Consider the following 20,960-nt stretch of genomic DNA (forward strand, 5'->3'; position numbering starts at 1 on the left):
AAAATCTAAAACACCTTTTCATCGTCCGGCAAAGGCAACACGAACGAATTTCCCAACGTGACAGATTCACTTCCGCTCAACACCGGATGGTTCAAACGTTTAAACATAAAAAAAGTCTGTCCTTCAGCGAGATACTCTTTCATTCCTTCCCAGATTAACTCCTCCTTGAAAGTGCTGGCGGACACGCTTTCCGGGATATTACGCTTACACCCGCGTCCTCCCCGCACCTCCTCCAGATACTTCACGGCAGCAGCATTACCGGCAGCAGAACCATACGTTGTTTCTGCAAGGATATAGCATATTTCACTAAATCTCAACGCCGGAATCAAAGCATATTGCACTCTCAAAAAGTTTTCCGATGCACCTAAATCCAACCACTTCTGTGAACGATTCGCATCAATAGTCCAATCGACAAGATATTGGCGATAATCATCCCCGTCGCCCCTGTCCCCGAACAGACTGCCGGCATTCTTCAACAACATCTTGGGCTTACCGGTCGCCTCCGTGAAATCCTCCACATCTTCCGTCAGCTTTTTATTATAAAATGCAAACAGAATATCATTATACGCTTTCACGTATTTATTCACGCCGGAAACATTCAAATCCGACGATGAAGTAAAATAAATATCCCACGAATCCTCCTTAGCTTCTACTAACTCATACACGTGCAACGCATACCGGTTAGCCTCTTCATTTTCACCCGCGTACAAGCACAAACGCGCTAATGTCCCGCACACGGCCAAATAATTCATTCGGGTTCCCCGGAAACTGAAAAAACGGTTTCCGGAATCCTCCGCGACAAAACGATTGGCATACGCCATCTCATCGTCCAAAGTATCATTCTGCACCACAAGCTCCTTTGCCTTCAACAAATCCTCCTTGGCAAGGCGAAGTACCTCTGAAGTCGGCAAAGCGGATTCATAATGCGTCGGGTAAACCGTCACGTAAGGAATATACGCCCCGTTGTCACCGGTCGCCGGAGCCGGGGCAAACATACGCAACAAATCCAAGTGCAGGTATCCCCTCAACGCCAAGGCTTCGCCATATATCAAATTTCGTTCGCGTTCACCCAAAGGAAAGAAAGAGGCATCCTTAGCTTCTATCTCCGCAATTAATTTATTGCAATTCGCGATAGCATTATATCCACCCTTCCAGATCTTTGAGATAACATCTTTGACATCCTTTGAATTATAATCATAAACAACTGCCGCTTTATAAGCATCATTTTGGCTGACATCCCCAGCCTCATAAGTTTGTGCCAACACGCTGAGAAATCCCCATGAAAGCTCCCGTCCGTACATTTCCGGTTCGGACAACTTGTAATACACACCATTCAAAGCACTTCGGAATCCCGTGTAATCCTTAAATGTCTTCTCGTCACTCGCCTGATTATCCGACTCCACGTCCAACCAACTATTACACGCCGCTAACCCGAACAGCATCAACAACAACAAGTAATTATATCGTATCATAATCATCTATTTTAAAAACTTGCATTTAAGGTCAAATTAAAAGTTCTGGCAAAGGGATAAGACAACCCCCGCTCCTGTTTCACGCTCGAAATCGTGAATATATCCTTCATGTTAAACGATAACCGCAACATACTCATTCGCATTTTCTTCAACAAGTCTTTATCGAAATCATACCCTACCGTGAGTGAATTAAAGTTCAACATATTGTAATCCTGCACGAAACGAGAGGTTGGCAGTGTCACGTTATTCCGGTCTTTAATTGACTTCAAACGAGTCAACTCCCCGGGCTTTGCCCATCGCTCCGTGAGAACACGCTTGTCTGCGTTCGTTTCGTACAACTTCACGTTCTCCACCTTATCAACCAAAGTCTGGTTATACACTTGTCCCCCGAATTCATACATAAACGTGGCAAATAACGTGAACCGCTTCCACTGCAAATTCACCCCGAAAGAACCCGTTGCATCCGGTTCCGTGTCACCTAAAATAGATTGTTGGCTGGATGTCCACTCCTGAATGACCTGACCACTCCGGTCAAGAAACAACTCGCTCCCGTTACTCGGGTTTATTCCCAAAGAACGCATCCCGTAAATAGCCGTCAAAGAACCACCTTCCTCGTATTTCAGCAAAGGTTTGCTATACTTCAAATCCTGTTTGCTGAAAACGTTATCAAAGTATTCATCAAATTTCTCGTTTACCCGTTCATTATACGCCTTCAAGGATTCAGAAATCTTCAATATTTTGTTCCGGTTATGTGCCAGATTCCCGAACACGGCAACCATCCAATCTTTATTCTGGAGAATATTAAAACGGACATCCAATTCGAATCCCTTATTCTCCACCTCACCCATATTATCCTTGTAAGAAGTAAAACCGGTATGGGTAGGAATCGTCACATCCGTGATCAAATCCTTGGTCTTTTTATTATACCACGTAAACTTCGTATAAATCGCGTCATTCAAGAAACCCAACTCCAATTTCAAATCACGGGAAAAAGTCCGCTCCCATTTCAAATTCTCATTTCCCATATAGTGCAAGTAAATACCGCCACCCGTGGAATAATACGAATTCGTAACATCATAAGTATGCTTGGCAGCGTAAGCGGGGAAATTGGTTTTTCCCAACACTCCCATGGTCCCCGTGATCTTCAACAAGCTCACCACATCCTGCGCTTTCATAAACTCGTAATTATGCACGTTCAAACCGACACCCCCGGAATAAAACGGAGCATATTTCTTGTCTGCCCCGAACTCGGACGAACCGTCCAGACGCCACGAGGCATCAAGTAAATAAATATCGTTATACGTGTAGTTTAATGAAACAAACGCCCCGAACAGCCGCTTTTTATTATCCGAATACATGGGTACATCATCCACGTTCTCCGCGAAAGCCGGGGTATTCAATTCACCCGAAGGAAATCCCAAATATTTCTCCACCGAACTATTCGTACTCTCCGTGTTCGTGTTCAATCCCAACGAAAAATTCATATTATGCTTCTTTATCGCCTGCACGTAATTCAACACGAAATTGGTATTCCATTTCACCAGTTTCCTCTTACTCAAATTCAACGAACCTTTCTTGTCATCATCCACGTTGTAAAACGAAGAAGAAAGCGGGTCTTTAAAAACTTTTGTTTCAGTATCGGTCAAAGTTACCGCTACCTGTCCTTTAAAATAAAGACTCTTCGTGATATACCAGTTCAAACTCAAATTATTCGTCAAATCCTGTATTTTACTTTTATCAAAACTCTTCAACATTTTCGCCTCGTACAACGGATTTTTCGTGCCACTCATACCCCCATGCCAAAGTTTTGTCTGTTCCACGTAATTTCCATCCGCATCTTTCAACTCATCATACGGCAATTTCTTCGTGTAATCACTAAAATCTCCATAAGGAGAATTTTCTGATTTCGTGACCGTGTAGGCGATCTGATTCTTCAACTGCATCCCGCCGATACGGTAATCCAAATAAAACCCTGCACCCAAGCGTTCACGGAAAGATCCTTTCATCACCCCCTTCTGGTTATCGTAATTCAAATCCACGTTAAAACGCATATTTTCGGAACCACCTTGCACGGCAAGACTATGCTTATGATTAAATTCGTTCTGTAAAGGTTGTGACAACCAGTCCGTGTTTACCCCCCGAATAATGTTCGACAACTTCGCCTCGTACTCGCTTAAAAGAGTATAAGACGAATTAATGTTGGAAGTCGGTTCATAATACCCTGCCAACCGCTCAGCCTCAAGCAACTCTTTAGCGTTCATTAAATTATAATCCGACAAATCCGGAGCGGTAAGCGCACCCGTGAAATTATACATCACGTTCAACTGTCCCGGTTTCGGCGCCACCGTTTCAATCACCACCACTCCGTTAGCCGCACGGGAACCGTAAATAGCCGTAGCCGCGGCATCCTTCAATATCGTGATACTCTCTATACGGTTCGGGTCAAAATCATACACTTTCTGTACCGTCACCTCGAAACCGTCCATAATAAAAATAGGTGAATTGGGATTATTACTCAAAGCCGATTCGGAAAGGCTCTCCTTATCCAAATCCATCACCCCGATACCGGAACGTCCCCGGATATAAAACTCCGGCAATGTATTCGGGTCTGCTCCCATTTCGTTATTTTTCATGATACGCAATGAAGGATCAAACACCTGCAACACATCGATCACGTTGGTCGGCGATACCTTGAACAACTCCTCTTTATCCACCCTCACCGCATTTCCGGTAAAACTGGACTTTTTCACGTTAGCGTATCCCGTCACGACCACCTCTTCCATTTGTTTCACGTCAGGTTTCATCTTCACGGTCACCTCCCGCGTGCTATCCGTTACCACAACTTCCTGAGTTTCGAAACCGATAAAAGAGAATACCAAAGTTATGGGTAATTTCATCGTCAACGCACTTTTGAATTTTCCATCCGCATCACTGACGAAACCCGTACTTGTTCCCTTGAGCATAATCGTTACTCCCGGCAACGGCTCGTTCAAGTCATCATACACCACACCGCGCACTTCCGGCACTTTCGTGTCTTTCTTTACTTCCCGAATTTCCAAAATCAACACGAAATTCTCCTTCTCCTCGTACCGCACCTGCTTCCCCGCGAACACCTGTTTCAACGCTTCGTCAATAGTGGCATTCACTAACTTCACGTTCACCTTTTCATTCATATCCACCTGCACATTACTGTAAAAGAAATCCTTCCCGAACTCTTTTCCCAACATACGCAGCACCTGATTGATCGGAGTATCCTTCACTTCCAAAGAAACCCTACGTTCCTGCCCATGTGCCACCTGCACGCCGCACACGATACTCAACAAACAAAAAAAACTAGCCAAACGCATCATCGATAACATTTTTTTTCGTCCTAACCGCGTAAACCGGTTAGGCTCTCGATTATTTTCCATATATTTGCATTTAAGGTTATACATAGCTTTGTTCTCTCTCAAACAGTAACAAAGCAATTAACACTCAAAACCGGGGAAGTCTAGCCACTTCCTCGATTTTTATTTTCCAGATATTATAATATTTTCTCCTTTCACGCTAAACCGCACAAAACTCGTTGCCTCAATCATCTCGATCAAATCGCTCAACGGTCTAAATTTCAACATCGCCCCGGAAAAACGAATATCTTTCAAATCATCATCATCAAAAGATATTTTCACGTCATACCAGCGGGAAACCTGCCGGGCGATATCTTCCAAACGGGAATTATCAAAACTAAACTTCCCGTTCACCCAAGACGTGACATACGACACATCGACATCCTGCACCTCAATTTTTCCACCCGCAGTCAACGCCTGTTGTCCCGGTTCCAACACCACCGACTCTCCCCCGCGGGCATCCACCCGCACCGCCCCGTTCACGAGCGTCATCACCGCATCACGATCTTCCTCGTAAGCTGAAACGTTGAACTCCGTACCCAACACGCGCACGTCAGCACGTTCCGTTGCCACGTAAAACGGTCTTGATGAATCTTTCTTCACTTTAAAATAAGCCTCTCCCACCAATCGTACCCTTCTCTCCCCCGCGGCAAAGCGTTCCGGTATTTCCAGCGAAGAAGCGGAATTCAACCAAACAACCGACCCGTCTTCCAACACCATTCGATACTCCCCTCCATTCGGGATCACCAATTTATGCACCCGCCGTTCCAATCCTTCATCATTATTCCCTCCCTCGTAACGCAACACCCGGTTGGAATCCACCCGCACTACCGCTCCCCCGTCCCCAGTCAGCAAAGTATCTTTCATCGTTTCGTCGATTGCCACTTGTACCCCGTTCGCCCACACGATATACGCCTGTTCTTTCCCGGGCACCGCCACTTTCGCGAAAATACGATGTTCCTCCTCTTTATTTTTCCCATCATTCCACAACAAATAGCTCCCCACGCTCACGAGTAAAATACCGACCGCAACATAACGCATCCACCCCGCAACAAACCGCACCCGTCGTTTTTTATGCTTCTTAACCGACTGCAAACGTCCTTGCACATCCGGGTGAAATTCTTCCCGCAACACGGACAACCGCTGCCGCACCGCTTCAAATTCCCGCAAGATTCGTTCGTGAACCTCCGACTCTGCCAACCACCCGGACAATTCCTTCTCCTCCACAGCAGAAAGCTCCCCGTCAATCTTTTTAACCAATAATTCTTCTATTCTCTCGTTCATAAAATAACAAGCTGATTTATATTCTTCGTGAGAGGACGCACAAGAATAAAAAAAGGGTGAAAAGAAAACAGAATATTTTTCAAGAAAATAAATTACCGCCCATTAAACCCCTCACCCACATAAAAATAATAGAATAAAACAGAAATCTCTCCCGACGTAAATTTCTTTCTCAACTCCCGGTAAGCAATCTTCATTTGCGTTTTGACCGTATTGACCGAAATATCCAGTTTCTCTGCCGCCTCCGCGTACTTCATATCTTCGAGTACGACCAATTTTAAAACAACACGGCATTGCTCCGGCAAACTTTCCACGGCATCCCACACGTATTTCCAATCCTCCGCCAAAATCTCTTCTGTTTCCATCTCCGACAACGCCTCCAACCCCACGTGAGGTCTTTGACGGCGCGCATAACTGACACAACCGTTTCGCACCGCCACGTAAAGATAACTATCCAGTGAAATATCGCTGCTAATCTTCAAGTTATTCTCCCATATCCGGACAAAAACATCCTGCACGATATCCTCCGCCACGTCATATGATCCCACGAAAGCCCGTGCAAAACGGCACAAGTCCTCGTAACGGGTTGTAAACAGGTAATCAAAAGCCGGTTCGTACCCCTTTTTCAAATCTTGTACCAACTGATTTACATCATATTTTACTCGCTCCGTCATACTAGCTATCTAAATTCCACATTACAAATGTAAAGAAATATATTATTCCCGAACACATTTATTTCCGAATAAAACTTATTCGTTCCTAATAAATGTGGCGTTTTATGCCGACCACCTGTACCTCACGCTACGTTACTTGAACACGCTGATCCGTCAAGCGGGCAACCGTACGATCATGGAATGGATATTACCTATATTCCTAATTATTTATAATAGAAAGCAAAGTTTTACAGACTTCCGGTTGAATCATCACAAAATCTTATTCCGGCAGTATCTCGATCCAATACCCGTCGGGATCAGCAATAAAATAAAGCCCCATATCAGTATTCTCGTAACACACGCAATCCATTTGCTTGTGGTACGCCCGTACTTCATCATAATCGCCGGGAACACGCATACAAAGGTGAAATTCCCCCTCCCCCAAGTCGTAGGGTTCTTTCCGATCCCGCATCCACGTCAATTCCAACAGGAACCCGGTCTTTTCCTCACCCATATACACAAGAATAAAGGAACCGTCTTTGGCTTCCATCCGGCGGACTTCCTTTAATCCCAAGGCTTTCTCGTAAAAACGAATGCTTCTGTTCAAATCAAGCACGTTAAAATTGAAATGGTCAAACCGACTTTTAATCTCCATAATACAACAATTTAAAATTTAAAAATTCATACAATCACAGAATCGGCAATCGTAAATCGCCCAATCTTAAATCATAAAGTCCTCTCCTTTATACTCCAAACTCACGAAACGAACGCCTCGTTCCCCGGCATATTCCCGGAAAGCATTCGCTTTATCGTAAACGTCGTCAAAATGCATCGGAACAAACGTTCCCACGCGGAACCGATCTATAAATTGCTTCGCCCCCAACATATAGTCCTCCCCCAAACGGGGATCGACAGGAAACATAACCAAATCCATGCTATCCGTTCTCCGCGCGAGCGTATCGAGTTCAGCCAGATACGCGCTTTCCGCTTCCCGCACTTCTTCCCCGGTCGACTCCTCTTTCCAATGCCAATTATTCAAATCCCCGGCATGAAAAACCGTCTTCCCGCGTAAGCGCAGCAAGAATGAAATCCCGGCATCCGTGGAACCGAACGCCTCTATTTCCAGTATCCCGTCTGTCCACACGTTACCCTTCTCGATATAACAGGCATCCCATAAACCGACATGTCCCACTTCAAGAATATCTTTAGAGAAAATATATTGAATATCAGGTCGTGAATGTTTCCAAGTCAACACTTCCGGGTTAAAATGATCGGCATGGACATGGGATGCCAAAACGTAGAGTTTACCCGGACGCCCCAATAACTCCCCGTGCACAACACCCGTCAACGGCGGGTTTGCCGAATCCTTATAATAATCGATAATCACGGTAACGCCCTCGTCCAAAAGAGCAAATCCGCTATGATAGATATAAATTCCTTTCATACAAATCTTCTTTTTCCCCGTGTATACGTCACGCCCCTTGCGCGGGTTTGCTCTTTCTAAAGATCAGATGCTCCAGAATCAACACGGACACGACTCCCATCACGAAACCGTTTCCCACGATCGGGCGAAACAAAGAAGGTATAAGATTCACCACTTCCGAGGGAGCGAAAGACAGCAACAAAGCCACCATCAGGGGCAAACCGACCACCACGCCGCTATCGAAATCCGTGATCGCCCGTTCACGTACCAACATTTGCATCCCCGCCGCCAACTGCGTCGCCATCAAGTAAAGCAATATCGCCCCCATGACCACCCCCGGCAACGTTACCAACAACCCGACCACAGCCGGAAAAAAAGCACACGCTATCAAACCGATACCCGCCGGAATCAAGGTATAGCGAGAGGCACACCCCGTGGCAGCGATCACTCCCGGGCTCATGGAATAATCCACGGGACCAATCACCCCGAACAATCCCGACAACACGTTAGTGAGCCCGACAACCCCCACGCCCCGGGTTGTACGTTTATTCAGGTTATCGGCTTGCAACATATATCCCACGGCTTGAATTGAACCCAACTCGTTCACGATAAGTGCCACGTAACAGAACAAAAACGAAAATATCGTCCCCGCCTCGAAATCCAGTGAAAAATTAAACAGAGATACTTGGCTTTCTGCCCCCGTCGAGGGTAACACGGGAAAACCATTCACCAGATAATACACCAGCGCCCCTCCGGCTATCCCCCACAACACCGTGGTAGACTTCCATATCCCCCGTAAAAACTTATTCCCGATAACCAGCGCAAACACGATGAGCAACGTGAAAAACAAATTGAACAACCCGTGCGCCGTATCTCCCATGACAAGGTTCAAAATAACGGGAGTCAACGTGAAAGCAATCAATATCAGAATGACCGTGACAACGCGAGGCGTGAAAATAAACTGTAATTTTCCCAACCAACCACTGTACGCCAATACCGTCAACACCAGTCCCCCGACCAGAATCCCCGTGTATATGGCGGAAATTCCCGCTGAAACAGTAGCAAGAATCCCAATCAACAACACGGATGCCGGACCGATAACCAACGGCAACCGATGCCCCCACAACACTTGCACGACCATCGCCACGCCCATGATCCCGAACAACTTTTGCAGGTAGAAAGTCTGTTCCGCCACGTCCGTGTAATGCAGCTTCGAAACGATAATTCCCATGATCACCACGCAAGGCAGGGAAACGATCCACCATTGCAACCCGTACATCAACATGGGCAACAGCCCCGGTTTATCATTCAATTCGTATTTCATCTCATCACGTATTTACACGTGTAAAAATAGTACATTACAAGAGATTTTACACCTTTCACGAAAAAAAGATGACTTATTTTAAAATATTCTTTCCTCTCGTTCGTCTATAACAATAGAAAGGATTGCAATCCGAGAGTAACTATAAAAAAAAGAAACGAACATGAGAAACCATAATAAAGTAATAATCCGGGAAGTAAGGGCGGTGATACCGTTTATCGTCACGCTTGGCGTCATCGCCCTACTCACTTTATCCGTCCACTTTTTACAGGACTTCACGAAAATATATTACATTTATACAACCTATTAAATCGAATACCATGAAAAACAATAAACACAGAAAAGGCTTACACGTGCTGTTTATGCTCTTTGCCCTCGCCGCTATTCCGGCCATCATCATGCTGCTGTGGAACTGGCTGATTCCCTCTATCATCGGTTGGTCTGCCATCAGCTACTGGCAAGCCCTCGGACTCTTCATCCTAAGCAGGCTATTTTTCGGGGGCTTCGGTCGTCACGGTTTCGGGCACCACGGATTCGGGATGCCGCACGGCGAGCATCCTCATCTTTTCCGGGAAAAATTCAAAAACATGTCACCGGAAGAACGCAAGGATTTCATCCGTCAACGTTTCGAGGAACATCATGAATTATTCAATGACCGCTTTTTCGGCAAAAAAGAACAAACCGGCGGGCAAGAACAAGTTTGAACAGATATATACCCTTTTCCGAAATGGACATATCGACAATCTTCAAGAAACACCAGTCGCAACTAAAAGGTTTCATAGCCAAACGGGTTTCCGGCAAAGAAGACCGAGAAGATATCTTGCAGGACGTGTTCTACAAACTCCTTCAAACAGACCCCGTGGCTCATCCCATCGAGCAGATTTCGTCGTGGCTGTACTCCGTCACCCGCAACCTAATCATCGACAGGAGCCGAAAATACAAGGAAGAAAAACTGACAACCCCAGACGGGGAATACGAAGAACACTTACTATTAAAAGAGGTATCCGAATACCTGTTCAATTCGGATACCTCTCCCGAGAAAGAATACACCCGCGCCCTCGTGTGGGAGGAACTGGACAAGGCTTTGGCGGAACTCCCCGAGGAACAACGCACCGTATTCGAACTAACCGAACTACAAGGCTTTTCCTTTAAAGAAATCTCCGCGTCGACCGGAATCCCGGTCAACACTCTCATATCCCGAAAAAGATACGCCGTACTCTACCTGCGGGACAACCTGTACGAACTATACAAAGAGTTGTTGAACGACTAAAGCGACAAAAACTATGAATCTTCCGCAAAAAGATGTATGTTTGTCAAACAAGTATTGACAAACATTCACGATATATGAGTACGGCAGAAAACAAGAACGAAGTGTTCAAACAAAATTTAGATACAAAAGGAGAATTTCAGCACATATTCCAAATCCATCTGTTATTCAAGGAGAGGGAAAATCGTCCGCAAGGCAAAGTAATACAAGAAGCTTTAAATGCCCGCTTCGGGAAAACAGACATCGTGGCAGACGTGAAAGAATCATTATCGACTTTCGCCGTGTGGAAATTCCTTGTAGAATACAAGGACAATCAGAAAGTACCCGCGCAAGTACTCATGTCCGACTTTGAAAATTTCGACGCGGGCACGATCGACCAGATGCAACGCAGTCAATTATGGGATTGCCCGAACAACGAAGAAATACTGGCGACCTGCAAATACAAACTCATGCTTTCTGACTTCCTCGCCTCGGGGCTGGAATATAAAGAACGCTGCGAACTATTGACAGGCTGGCTAGAAACAACGCTTGAACTATTTCCGGATTGTATCGCCGTATGGGTTCCTTCAAGCGGCAAACTACTCACCCGGGAACAAGTGCTGGATAACCCGTGGAACGAAGAGTGTCGGTTTCTCCATTTCGGGATAAATGTCCGGTTCTTCAACATTCAGGGAACAAACGATATGTTGGTCGACTCGCTCGGCTTGTATGCCATCGGTCTTCCCGACGTTCAATACCATTTCCATGAACTTGACCCCAATGCCGTGGTAGACCACGCCTATAACGTGGCCGCTTACATCTTTACCAAAAACAACCCGATCCAAGACGATGAAACGATAGCCGGACTCAACGAGCAAAAAATGGATGCTGAAATCCGATGGAAATGCCAACATGAATCGGCATTAATCCAACCCGAACGGGAAGTCATGGATATATGCCCGGGCGAATATGCCTCGGGAGGCAGAGAATAACCCAACATTTACCGACAACACACGTAAAAAGACTCACGAACAACAAAAACACGAACAAATGAAAGTAATCGCAATTAACGGGAGTCCGCACCCGCAAGGCAACACGTTTCAAGCCCTGAAAGTCATCGGGGAGGAACTAAAGAAAGAAAACATCGAATTTGAAATACTTCAAGTCGGAAGCCAGAAGATACACGGTTGCATGGGATGCAATATGTGCTTCAAGAATCATAACGAACGATGCGTCATTACCACGGACACGCTTAACGACTTGCTGCAAAAGATAAAAGATGTCGATGGGCTGATTCTCGGTTCTCCCGTTCATTATTCTGGTATCGCCGGAACAATGAAATGCTTCCTCGACCGCGCCTTTTACGTTGCCGGGGCAAACGGTAATTGGTTCCGCCATAAAGTAGGGGCTGCCATTGTTGCCGTTCGCCGTTCGGGCGGTTCTGCCACGCTGGACGGGCTGAATCATTACCTCACGTATTCCGAAATGCTCGTGCCGACCTCCAATTACTGGAATATTATCCACGGGTTGAAAGCCGGAGAAGTCATTCAAGACAACGAAGGGCTACAAATCATGCGGACACTAGGGAGAAATATGGCTTGGTTGATGAAAATGAGAGAGCAGACGAAAGACACGCTCACTCCACCCGAAGGGGAGAAAAAGATCATGACTAATTTCATCCGGTAAGCATGAAAGAAAACAAATACGACAACGACAAATTCTTCAATCAATACAGCCAAATGTCCCGTTCCGTAGACGGACTGAAAGGCGCCGGAGAATGGCACGCACTGCAAAAAATGTTACCCGATTTCAAGGGGAAACGGGTATTAGACCTCGGATGCGGTTTCGGGTGGCATTGCCGATACGCCGTTGAACACGGGGCATCCCATGTACTCGGCATCGACCTCTCGGAAAAAATGCTGGAAGAAGCCCGCGAACGGAACAACTCCCCTCGTGTCGAGTACCGCCGCATGGCTATCGAGGATTACGATTACCCTCCTGAGACCCACGACATCGTTATCAGTTCCCTCGCATTCCATTATCTGGAATCCTTTCAGGATATTTGCGAGAAAGTACACCGTTGCCTTATCCCCGGCGGCACATTCGTGTTCTCCGTCGAACACCCCGTGTTCACCGCCCACGGAAGTCAGGATTGGTACCACGACCAAGAGAGGAACAAACTTCACTGGCCGGTAGACCGCTATTTCACGGAAGGGAAACGAGAAGCAATTTTCCTTGGCGAAGAAGTCGTCAAATACCACAAAACTCTAACAACATACGTGAATGGACTGATTCAAAACGGTTTCATAATCACGGGACTCGTCGAACCGGAACCGGACGAAGCCCTTTTGGATAGCATACCGGAAATGCGTGACGAATTGCGCCGCCCCATGATGCTGCTTGTGTCCGCCGTGAAGAAGTAATCCCGAAAGACCTTTTTAGATTATTTATACCGGAAAGATTGCACCACCCGATGAAAAATAGTAATTTTACTATATGATCATCAGTGCCAGCAGAAGAACAGACATCCCCTCTTTTTACTCGGAATGGTTCGTCAACCGGGTAAAGGAAGGGTACGTACTCGTTCCAAACCCTTTTAACCCGAAACAGATCAGCCAAGTACGGCTCACGCCGGATGTCGTCGACTGTATGGTTTTCTGGACGAAGAATGCCGCCCCGATGCTCGATAAACTGGACGCCTTAAAGGATTTCAAGTATTATTTCCAATTCACGCTCAACCCTTACGGGAAAGAGATTGAAGGAAACCTTCCCACCTTGGAACGGAGAATCGACACGTTCAAACGCCTTGCCGAAAAGATCGGCAAAGAAAAAGTGATATGGCGGTACGATCCCATATTGACGAACTCCAAGTATAACACGCGATTCCACGAAGAAGCATTCGCATCTATCGCCTCGCGACTGAAAGACCACACGGAAAGATGCATGCTCGGCTTTATCGATCACTACACCCACGTCCGGCAAGCCGTCACGCGACATGACATTCACCCCCTATCCATGGAAGAAATCCGGGAAATGGCAGCCTCTTTCGTGCAGACAATCCCCGACACGATACACCTCGACACGTGTACCGTGAAAGTCGATCTTCGGGACATGGGCATTCCCGCCGGAATGTGCATCGACAAAGAACTGATAGAAAGGATTATCGGTTACCCGATCACGGCAAGAAAGGACAAGAATCAACGGGATATATGCCAATGTATCGAGAGCATCGACATCGGCACGTATGACTCCTGCCTCAACGGTTGCATATACTGTTACGCCAACACGGGCAAAGGGAAACTGTCACGCAACACGGAACGGCACGACAAACATTCGCCCAAGCTCGTCGGACACGTTCTGGAAGACGACGTGATAAAAGAGCGGGAAATGAAAAGCCTGCGAAGCGACCCCACGTTATTTTAACGCCTCTCTTCAAATCCGGTCACAATCCCGACACCCCTTCCCCAGCACGGGCGAAACACTCGTTTCCGCATTATATTTCCATTTTATTACAGTTTTAGCTTGCAACGAACCTAAATTCTGCGTATATTTGTAACACTAAAAATTATTTGATGTTTAATAGTTTATTTATTATTTCGGATTTGGTATTGTAAACAATCTGTATTTCCCGTACAGGTTGTCCCCTTCGTTTATTCTCGAGTAATTCCATTCGAGTATATTATCTATTGTATTAATTAAGTTTTTAACCCGTATACAATAATGACAGCATTAATTATGCTTTCGCTTGTATACCGTATACGTTAAGAAAATGAGTAACGAAAATAAAACAATTCACGAATTCGATTTCAATTTAATCTGCGAATATTTCCTAAGTACAGAACGTCAAGGCCCCGGAAGTCCTGAAGCAACCCTTAAAGCGCTGGGCTTTATAGACAATCTTTCCGACCAATCCCGCATCGCCGATTTGGGTTGCGGCACAGGTGGTCAGACAATGGTATTGGCTCAGCACGCCCCGGGACACATTACAGGTCTTGACTTCTTCCCGGGATTCATTGACCGGTTCAACCATAACGCCGGAAAATTGAATCTTCAGCATCGAGTAAAAGGAATCGTCGGCTCGATGGACAACCTTCCTTTCAGAGAGGAAGAACTGGACTTAATCTGGTCGGAAGGAGCTATCTATAACATCGGGTTTGAACGAGGACTGAACGAGTGGCGCAAATATTTGAAAACAGGGGGATACATCGCCGTTTCCGAAAGCGCATGGTTTACCGAAGAACGCCCCGCAGAAATTCACGATTTCTGGATGGAAGCCTACCCGGAGATAGACACGATTCCCCATCAAGTAGCCCGAATACAGAAAGCAGGGTATCTTCTCGTCGCTTCCTTCATTCTGCCTACAACTTGCTGGACAGATCATTATTATGCCCCACTGGTAAAAGCAAGAGAAAAATTCACGGCCAAATACCCGGGAAATAAAACCGCCGAAGAACTCATCACCTCCTCGCACCACGAAGAGGAACTATACCGCAAGTATAAAGAATTCTACGGTTATGTATTTTACATCGCGAAAAAAATAAAACAATGAATAATCTAAATACTTACGCCACTCTGCCACGAGGGCGAGTGGCTATCGTACACCGCACTTGTTATGAAGTGATTTCCGAAAACGGGATATTTCAATGTGAACTAACGGGAAACATGATGTTCGGCAAATCGGACTTTGAACTGCCTTGCACGGGCGATTGGGTAATTTTCCAACCGTTCGATGAAAACAAAGGAATAATCGTCGATATGTTACCCCGCGAGCGAACACTGTATCGCAAGAAAGCCGGGACGGTCGCCGACAAACAAGCCATTGCCGCGCATGTTGACAAGGCATTTATCGTGCAGAGTCTTGACGATAACTTCAACCTCCGCAGGGTTGAACGCTTCATGATTCAAATACTGGAAGAAAACATCAAACCCGTGCTGGTACTCAACAAAGCCGATTTAGGTTTTGACAGACGGGAAGTGGAAGAAGCGTTGAAACACAGCGCCTGCCGGATGCCCGTGTTTTTCACGAGCATTCATCATCCCGAAACTATACTCCGGTTACGGGAATCCATAAAAGAAGGCGAAACAGTGGTATTTGTCGGCTCTTCGGGAGTCGGGAAAAGTTCCTTGATTAACGCCCTTAGCGAGAAATCGGTATTGCTCACGTCCGACGTAAGCCAATCCACCGGAAAAGGACGCCACACGTCCACACGCCGGGAAATGCTATTGCTGGACGGCTCGGGCATACTGATTGACACACCCGGTGTTCGGGAATTCGGGTTGGCAATTGACAATCCCGATTCTTTAGCGGAAATGCTGGACATTTCGGACTATGCCGAATCGTGTCGTTTCAAGGATTGCACGCACACGAACGAACCCGGCTGCGCGGTTCTGGAAGCAATAAACAACGGTATATTAGATATCGAGGTATACAAAAGCTACATGAAACTCCGGCGAGAAGCATGGCATTTCTCTACTTCCGAGCACGAAAAGCGTAAAAAAGACAAAACCTTTTCAAAACTCGTGGACGAGGTAAAGAAGCGGAAAGAGAATCGCTGATCTCGGCTTCAAGAGGTTGCCCCGAAAGTCCCGTTTGTACCCCGGGAGCAAAGCGAAAGCTCTCCTAAAAGCCACTATTGGCAAGAGATCTTTCGCTTCACCCGGGAACACGGAAATAAATGAACGGACTTGACGGGCAACCTTACTTGCCTATATTTATCAGGAATCGAACCGTTTCCGGATCATAATGCGAGAAGAACAGACTTTCACCCTTGTCCAACAACCCGATAGCCGTCATATCCTCCCCTGTCAACTCGAAATCGAACACGTTGAAATTCTCCTCCATTCTTTCCCGGTGAGTGGACTTCGGGATCACGATAATACCACGCTGTATCAAAAATCGCAAAGCAACCTGTGCCACCGACTTGCCGTACTTGGCTCCGATCGTTCCCAACGTTTCGTTCGTGAAAAAATCATTCCGCCCCTCGGCAAACGGTCCCCACGACATCACCCGTGTCCCGTACTCCTTCATAATCTCCAATAGCTTCACCTGTTGATTGAACACGTGCGTTTCCACTTGATTCACGACAGGCTTAACCTCAAAGAACTCCGCCAAATCAACAAACCGATCAGGATAGAAATTGCTGACGCCAATGGCTCGTGTTTTTCCCGCTTTATAAGCTTCCTCCATAGCCCGGTAAGTTCCATAATAATCCCCGAACGGCTGATGAATCAGCAACAAGTCTACATAATCCGTCCGCAGCTTCCGCAAAGACTCGTCAATAGATGCCTTCGCCCTCTCGTACCCGGAGTTCGAAATCCATACTTTCGTGGTAATAAACAGCTCTTCACGGGGCACGCCACATGCACGAATGGCATTCCCCACTCCCTCCTCGTTATAGTAAGCCTGTGCCGTATCAATAGAACGGTACCCTGCGGCGATAGCATCCGACACACAACGCTCGCACTCCTCCGGGGTCACTTGATAAACCCCGTAACCCAAGATCGGCATTTCCACGCCATTGTTCAGTTTCACGTATTCCATAATTGTACCTGTTTAATGATTAATAAAATATTACCGGTTACAAAGGTAACCCGTCACATGCGAAAAGCCGGTATACCGATTACTTGTTTTGTAACCATTATTACAGATCTCCGCCGTTTCACTAGGGCATTGCTATACATTTGACTAAAAGGCTTTTCGCCCTTTTAGTTAAAAGTTTATAAAGTCTATAAAGTTCATAAGGTTTATAGACCCTAGCGGGCGCATTGTCCACAGCAGCATGGCTGCCGGTAAACCTTGTCCGAAGGACGCCCGTTACTTTATGAACTTTATAAACTTTAGGAGCGAAAAGCTCAACTTTATGAACCGAGCGAAAAGCGTCTTGACGCATTTGCCCTGTGTTTGCCCTGCAATCAATCCATCATATTTTGGAAAAAGAATTATCTTTATCGCTGAACAAGAAATGAAGCCGCCCCCGGGAGAGGGGCAGCTTCTGGAATGGACTTAAAGCGAGAAGGAGCTAAAATTTCCCTCGCCATTAAGTTTCTTGACAGGGGGAGCGCGGGTTCCCCCTCTGTTTTTGATCTAATTTTTTTTGTAAACTACCAATTATTATAATCATCAGATCAAGTTGTCCTAAGTTCAAATACCCGCGATCAAGTATATAACTCATCCATCACATTTCTAAAGAAAACAGCCGGGTTGTAACTAATGTGTAAAAGAGGAAGGCGTATCCCCTCGTGTGCGTTTCCGGCTGCTTTCAGGTTAGCACCGGAATAAAAATCCCGGCGCTGTATATCAGCAATCCGGGAGATTTATAAAATCGGGCCGGACTGCTCTTCGTGACGAAGGTCTAGCAAACCTTTGGATACGAAAAGCAAGCCTCGACCCGACTATGTATATACTATACGTAATCGAGTACGAAGGCGTTGCAATCACCGTGATCCAATAGAAAAGTTGCTAGTTTTCGTCCACAGTGCATAATTGCACGCTATCAACATAACGGAACGCGTAGCGTTCCTTATTGCAAAGATGGAAAATAATTATCTCATAAACAAAAAAAAGTCTAAAAATATTTTCAACCTAATGCAATATAGCGTGCTTCTAGTCATTATTCCACGATAACCGTGAAGGCTGAATCAATCATGTAGTCATGATCTTGGTTCTTGATCTTGACGCTTAAAACATACCGCCCGTTTGGAACTGTATGATTACACGGGAGTTCAATCACCCCCGTGGGCTTTATCGTGAATTGATTCATGATTTCCGGTTGTTCCCCGTTAATGCTCCATATCTGAAAGTAAATAGGTAATGTACCTTCCACGCCGTCCATCGCGTTCGATTGCCACGGTATTTTATGCTCAATTTGATACGCATCCTCTTCCTCGTCCAATTTTGCTTTCACCACGAGCGAATCAGGCGAATACATGGCGTTCGCCACGTTCAAGTACCCGATAGCGATATCCTTTTGACAACCGATAGCCAAAAGAAGAATGAATAATGATAATATAACTGTTTTCATGGTTCTGATTTTATAATTTTGTAAACATACAGGTCGCGTCAAGCGAGTGAACCACCCCGTTGTTCATCTCGATATTGCACGAGGCAACCGTACCTATATAACCTTCCGGGGCTTGAAACGCCAACTTTTCCGCCCCGATGTCAGGAATATCGTAAAAGGAAGAGGTAATCCTGTACACCCTTAAATCTATACCCGACAAGGCTTGCACCATTGTCCCGCCCGTTAGAGTACCTTTCACCTCGTGCTCAAAGTCCTCCAAAAACTTTTTCCCGCGTATCATGTACGAGAAAAGCATTTCACGGCACTCGTCGGCGGGAATATCCGTTATCTTCTCGTACAAACGTTCCCAATCATCACCAAGCGTCTGAAATAGATATTGATTAATTGAATGATTGGTCGGGGCGAAAATAGTAATCTCGTCTTTGTTCGTCCCGTCAAAATATCCTATCATGTTCGCGTGTTTGATCATCACGACAAGGGAATCCCAATTCGCGTGGTCGGTTTGAAAATACTCCCAAACCGTGCAATCGTGCTTTCGCTCGTGTATGCCGGAATCTATATAATTATCTTTATCACAACATACCATTAGCGAGGCAATAGTTAATACAAGTAATACGTTTTTCATAGCTTTGTTATTTATGTGGATAACCGTTTCTTTTCCAGTATGTAGTTTGTATCATGCGGGTGTTGTTGCTAAACGCGATAGAACCGACGGGAAGAAATAAAGCCCCGTCCGCCACGTCTTGCTCTGTCAAGGTTTTAAATTTGCCTCTCAGTTTCTCCCGGAACATACCGTTTCTCACCATGTCGAAATACCTCGTGTTAATACCTTCAAGAAACAATTCCCTGTCCCTCTCGTCTTGAATGGCTTCTCTCAGGCTGCCTTCGCTTTCATCGTAAACGCTGGTATTGGCTCTTTGACGGATAACATTCAAATCCGCCTCCGCGCCTATTCTGTCACCCGTTTTTTCTTTCAATTCCGCACGCAACAAAATAATGTCGGCAAGACGAATGATGATCTCGTTATCGAGATAACTTTTTATACGCCCCACCTGTATCCCGTCGGTATGCGTGGTATAATGCCGCAACTTTTGAATGTATGCCGCCCCTTGCGTGATCGAGGTGCTTTGCGAGTTGTAATAATCCAGTTCATAAAAGTATTCTTTCCGTCGATCGTCGTTCGCGTCCGGGTAAAGCGCGTAAACCGTCGTGTTATTTATTCTTAGATTCCTTCGTTTGGTCTGTGGGGTAGAAAGGGGAACAATCGGGAATGACTGACAAAAACCCGCCAACCGTGAACCGGATGTCACGAAATCGAAATCGGTATCCCTGTAATCCAGTTCAAAAATTCCCTCGCTACTATTGCCAAGCATCACCGTTTCGCAAACGTCATGAATATTTCCCGCCAATTGATAGTACTTGTAAGATAATACCGTGTCGCACTCCGCTAGCGCGAGTTGATTCAGTTCCGGTTCTTTATTCAGTGTCGCTTTCCAAGCGTAAAGATGAGCCAGTATAGCGTGAGCAGTCCCCCGTGAAGCGATTTGTTTGCTCGTGATCGTTTCGCCATTCACGTCTTTTAGCCCGTCCGCGTGAGGTAACAACCTTGCCGCTTCCCGTAAATCCGTTATACATTGCCCGGCGATCTCCTGCCACGCCGTCCGTCCTATTTCCCCCGTGTCCTCTGAATTTAAGATCAAGGGTGCATCTCCCCATACACGTAACACGTAAAAGTACATGTAAGCCCTTAACACGAGGGCTTGCCCCATGTAATAATTATACCTTTCTTCCGCGAGGTTCCCCTTTTTTAGATTGTAAATAATTTCATTCGCGAAAGCGATAACCCTGTACTCCGGTTGCCAATCCAAATTGCCGCTAATCATACCCCATGACCGGGAGAGTTCATTGTTACACGGGTTCTGCCAAGAAGCGAGGTTATCAAATATTAGTCCTCGATCCCGGTATTGGACCATAACATTACCCTGCGCGGATCTAAGAAGAGAGTGCATGCCCATCGTGGCGGCTTCAAAATCCCGGTCGGTTTTCCAAAAATTATTGTTCGTGACCGAAATTTCCGGCTCTTCCGTTAAAAAGCTATCGGAACAGGAGTTCAAGATAAACACGAACGGGAAGAATATATAAAGAATTGATTTCATG

The 20,960-nt window shown here is 46.0% G+C and carries 20 protein-coding genes; 9 read left to right on the forward strand and 11 right to left on the reverse strand.

Annotated elements, in window-relative coordinates:
• Positions 1-5 precede the first annotated feature (5 nt).
• From ACK8P8_RS10655 to ACK8P8_RS10685, 7 genes are all read right to left on the reverse strand, one after another.
• Positions 6-1,472: a RagB/SusD family nutrient uptake outer membrane protein gene (locus ACK8P8_RS10655; RefSeq protein ID WP_369858909.1), complete on the reverse strand. Its 1,467-nt coding sequence runs from the start codon at positions 1,470-1,472 to the stop codon at positions 6-8.
• An 11-nt stretch (positions 1,473-1,483) separates the two neighbouring features.
• A complete protein-coding gene (locus tag ACK8P8_RS10660; protein WP_369858910.1) occupies positions 1,484-4,882 on the reverse strand; it encodes a SusC/RagA family TonB-linked outer membrane protein in 3,399 nt (1,132 codons plus the stop codon).
• Between the two features lie 99 nt (positions 4,883-4,981).
• Complete coding sequence (locus tag ACK8P8_RS10665; RefSeq protein ID WP_369858911.1) at positions 4,982-6,142, reverse strand: FecR domain-containing protein; 1,161 nt, start codon at positions 6,140-6,142, stop codon at positions 4,982-4,984.
• A gap of 92 nt (positions 6,143-6,234) precedes the next feature.
• A complete protein-coding gene (locus ACK8P8_RS10670) occupies positions 6,235-6,813 on the reverse strand; it encodes an RNA polymerase sigma-70 factor (protein WP_186978425.1) in 579 nt (192 codons plus the stop codon).
• A 259-nt stretch (positions 6,814-7,072) separates the two neighbouring features.
• Entirely contained in the window at positions 7,073-7,447 is a 375-nt protein-coding gene (locus ACK8P8_RS10675) for a VOC family protein (protein ID WP_099293854.1), read from the reverse strand.
• Positions 7,448-7,513: 66 nt separating this feature from the next.
• Positions 7,514-8,236 carry an MBL fold metallo-hydrolase gene (locus ACK8P8_RS10680; protein WP_186978432.1) on the reverse strand — a complete coding sequence of 241 codons (723 nt, stop codon included), beginning with the start codon at positions 8,234-8,236 and terminating at the stop codon, positions 7,514-7,516.
• Positions 8,237-8,264: 28 nt separating this feature from the next.
• A complete protein-coding gene (locus tag ACK8P8_RS10685; protein ID WP_099293858.1) occupies positions 8,265-9,539 on the reverse strand; it encodes a uracil-xanthine permease family protein in 1,275 nt (424 codons plus the stop codon).
• Positions 9,540-9,699: 160 nt separating this feature from the next.
• On the opposite strand from ACK8P8_RS10685, the gene ACK8P8_RS10690 reads away from it, so the two are divergent.
• From ACK8P8_RS10690 to rsgA, 9 genes are all read left to right on the forward strand, one after another.
• Positions 9,700-9,846, forward strand: a complete 147-nt coding sequence (locus ACK8P8_RS10690; protein WP_176555142.1) for a hypothetical protein — start codon at positions 9,700-9,702, stop codon at positions 9,844-9,846.
• Between the two features lie 10 nt (positions 9,847-9,856).
• Positions 9,857-10,240, forward strand: coding sequence for a hypothetical protein (locus ACK8P8_RS10695; protein WP_227216654.1), 384 nt, complete (start codon positions 9,857-9,859; stop codon positions 10,238-10,240).
• Positions 10,241-10,263: 23 nt separating this feature from the next.
• Complete coding sequence (locus ACK8P8_RS10700; RefSeq protein WP_369858912.1) at positions 10,264-10,806, forward strand: RNA polymerase sigma factor; 543 nt, start codon at positions 10,264-10,266, stop codon at positions 10,804-10,806.
• 74 nt (positions 10,807-10,880) lie between these two features.
• Positions 10,881-11,774, forward strand: coding sequence for a DUF4261 domain-containing protein (locus tag ACK8P8_RS10705; protein WP_303179667.1), 894 nt, complete (start codon positions 10,881-10,883; stop codon positions 11,772-11,774).
• Positions 11,775-11,832: 58 nt separating this feature from the next.
• Complete coding sequence (locus ACK8P8_RS10710) at positions 11,833-12,468, forward strand: flavodoxin family protein (protein WP_227216657.1); 636 nt, start codon at positions 11,833-11,835, stop codon at positions 12,466-12,468.
• A gap of 2 nt (positions 12,469-12,470) precedes the next feature.
• Positions 12,471-13,205: a class I SAM-dependent methyltransferase gene (locus tag ACK8P8_RS10715; RefSeq protein WP_369858915.1), complete on the forward strand. Its 735-nt coding sequence runs from the start codon at positions 12,471-12,473 to the stop codon at positions 13,203-13,205.
• A gap of 73 nt (positions 13,206-13,278) precedes the next feature.
• Complete coding sequence (locus tag ACK8P8_RS10720; protein WP_369858916.1) at positions 13,279-14,205, forward strand: DUF1848 domain-containing protein; 927 nt, start codon at positions 13,279-13,281, stop codon at positions 14,203-14,205.
• A gap of 346 nt (positions 14,206-14,551) precedes the next feature.
• The gene (locus ACK8P8_RS10725) at positions 14,552-15,331 is read left to right on the forward strand and encodes a class I SAM-dependent methyltransferase (RefSeq protein WP_186978439.1); all 780 of its coding nucleotides are present in this window, start codon (positions 14,552-14,554) and stop codon (positions 15,329-15,331) included.
• Positions 15,328-16,338, forward strand: a complete 1,011-nt coding sequence (rsgA, locus tag ACK8P8_RS10730) for a ribosome small subunit-dependent GTPase A (protein WP_369858917.1) — start codon at positions 15,328-15,330, stop codon at positions 16,336-16,338. Before ACK8P8_RS10725 ends, rsgA begins: the two co-directional genes overlap by 4 nt.
• A gap of 142 nt (positions 16,339-16,480) precedes the next feature.
• Here the strand turns inward: rsgA and ACK8P8_RS10735 are convergent, their stop codons facing one another.
• The 4 genes from ACK8P8_RS10735 to ACK8P8_RS10750 all read right to left on the reverse strand — a co-directional run bounded on the left by ACK8P8_RS10735 (position 16,481) and on the right by ACK8P8_RS10750 (position 20,959).
• Complete coding sequence (locus ACK8P8_RS10735) at positions 16,481-17,323, reverse strand: aldo/keto reductase (protein WP_292265979.1); 843 nt, start codon at positions 17,321-17,323, stop codon at positions 16,481-16,483.
• 1,069 nt (positions 17,324-18,392) lie between these two features.
• On the reverse strand, positions 18,393-18,803 hold the full coding sequence (locus tag ACK8P8_RS10740; RefSeq protein ID WP_292265975.1) for a hypothetical protein: 411 nt from the start codon (positions 18,801-18,803) through the stop codon (positions 18,393-18,395).
• Between the two features lie 10 nt (positions 18,804-18,813).
• A complete protein-coding gene (locus ACK8P8_RS10745) occupies positions 18,814-19,428 on the reverse strand; it encodes a fasciclin domain-containing protein (protein WP_292265973.1) in 615 nt (204 codons plus the stop codon).
• A 7-nt stretch (positions 19,429-19,435) separates the two neighbouring features.
• A complete protein-coding gene (locus ACK8P8_RS10750; RefSeq protein ID WP_369858918.1) occupies positions 19,436-20,959 on the reverse strand; it encodes a RagB/SusD family nutrient uptake outer membrane protein in 1,524 nt (507 codons plus the stop codon).
• Position 20,960: the final 1 nt, after the last annotated feature.

Source organism: Butyricimonas muris (assembly GCF_046365375.1).
Taxonomy (GTDB): Bacteria; Bacteroidota; Bacteroidia; order Bacteroidales; family Marinifilaceae; genus Butyricimonas; species Butyricimonas muris.